We start from the raw sequence: 1832 nt of genomic DNA on the forward strand, positions 1-1832 counted from the left end.
GAATAGCAAAGCGCCGCTGACCTTCTCCGGGAGGTGGCAGGTCTCGCATTTGCGGTCCAACGTTTTCCCGCCATGCTGCGTCTTCCCATCGTGGCAACGGAAACAGTCGCTGAGCGCCCTCGCGCGGAGATAGGAGCCTTCCGGATGAGGCGGATACCAAGGTTTGCTGTCGGCCGATACATGTCCGCGTGGAATGACAATGGGATAACCCTTGATGGGTTCATCATGCACGACACCGGAATGACACGTCGTACAACCTTCCTCCTGTCCACGCGCCCTGAAAGCTTCCATATGTTGACGGTGGTTCATGATCAACCCGACCTCTTTTACCGGCGACGGAAGATCGCGCGGCGCGGTCTCGGACACGCGAAGGATATGACGATGGCAACTGAGACAGACTCCGGAATCCACCTTTGCCTTGAGATTGTGCGCATCGGTCGGCGTTCCAAACACATAGATTGCCGCATCTCTGGCTCCAGCCAAAACCTTGTCGAATAACCAGCCGTGAATACCGGGCCTCACATGACACGCAACGCAAGTCACCTCTTTATGGGAAGACTTGGTCCAGCTCTCGTACGCAGGAGCGATTGTGTGGCATCCAGCGCAGAATGTCGGGTGATCTGTAAACGGTATCGCAGTTCCCACCAGAGCCGTAGCTCCGATCACGAGGATCAGCAACAGTGTGGCATTAGATTTCCCGCTCATGCTCCCGTCGTCTGAGGGGAAACTGCTTGATCAAGAGGGCGGCGACGCCGGCGACATCGTCCAGGTGGAGCATAGGTACAGGCACAGGAAGATTGATCGGCTTGTCGGAGACCACCGCCAAAAGACCGTCCGAAGAGTACGCAATTTCACCGAGTTGATCGCGAACGATGATAATCTTCGGGTAACCTTCGCTTTTCCATCCCTCGGCGATGATGAGGTCGTAGGAGGCATCCAAGAAACGATCACGTACTTCTTCTACCTTCAGCTGTTCGGAGACATCGGCAAACAAGGCGAGGCTCCCCTTCGAGACCACCACCACACTCCCGGCACCGGCGCGTTTATGGCGCCAACTATCCTTCCCTTCCGTATCACGATCAAATCCCTGGCCGGCATGTTTCACCGTCGCCACGCGGTATCCCGCCTTGACCAACTCGGGGATGATGCGTTCGATCAAGGTCGTTTTACCGCTGTTCGACCGGCCGATAAACGAAACAATTGGAATAGACATGCAATGACCGTTCTGTATGTTGATCTAGCAACAGGAGAGTCGATTGCCCCCGGAATGCCCCTGCTCGGTCGTAGCGAGCCATGCCTCGCCGCTCAATAATTGAACCGCCACCTCGTCACCGGGATTGAGCCGCTCAACTTCTACCGGCACATCGATGAGACAATTCGCCTTGACCATGGACGTGAGAATACCGGAGCCCTGGTCTCCGGTCGTTCGAACCCTGAACTCACCGTCTTCCCTCGTGAGAATGCCGCGCAGGAAATGCCGCCGATCGCCCCGCTTGGAAAAGCGTTCCTGGAAGATGGCCTGAACCACCGGACGTCCGTAGCTCCGGCACCCGCTCATTTTGAGTAATGCAGGCCGCACCAATTGCTCAAAGGTGACCATCGACGAGACCGGATTGCCTGGGAGACCGAAGGCGAGCTTGCCCTGGATCTTCCCGAAGGCCAGCGGCTGACCGGGTCGAATGGCGAGTTTCCAAAAATTCATGTCGGCACCGAGCTCACGGAACACGGCTTTGGTGAAATCATAGTCACCCATCGAGACCCCACCGGACAACACCAATATGTCGGCATTCAACCCCTGCGAGATCTTCTCTTTGAGAGCCATCGGCGTATCG

The 1832-nt window shown here is 56.6% G+C and carries 3 protein-coding genes; all 3 read right to left on the minus strand.

The features are described from left to right. A partial coding sequence (locus ACOSYY_RS07655; protein WP_421661675.1) for a cytochrome c3 family protein occupies positions 1 to 705 on the minus strand: 705 nt, incomplete at its 3' end. Continuing rightward, a complete protein-coding gene (gene mobB / locus ACOSYY_RS07660) occupies positions 689 to 1213 on the minus strand; it encodes a molybdopterin-guanine dinucleotide biosynthesis protein B (protein WP_421661676.1) in 525 nt (174 codons plus the stop codon). The genes mobB and ACOSYY_RS07655, both read right to left, overlap by 17 nt. Positions 1214 to 1237: 24 nt before the next feature. Further along, on the minus strand, positions 1238 to 1832 hold a 595-nt coding region (locus ACOSYY_RS07665; protein ID WP_421661677.1), incomplete at its 5' end, for a molybdopterin molybdotransferase MoeA.

It is taken from the genome of Nitrospira sp. BLG_2 (assembly GCF_049222245.1).

Bases quoted from the DNA above. Each gene is read 5' to 3' on its own strand.
- mobB (WP_421661676.1), bottom strand. From the start codon at position 1,213: ATGTCTATTCCAATTGTTTCGTTTATCGGCCGGTCGAACAGCGGTAAA.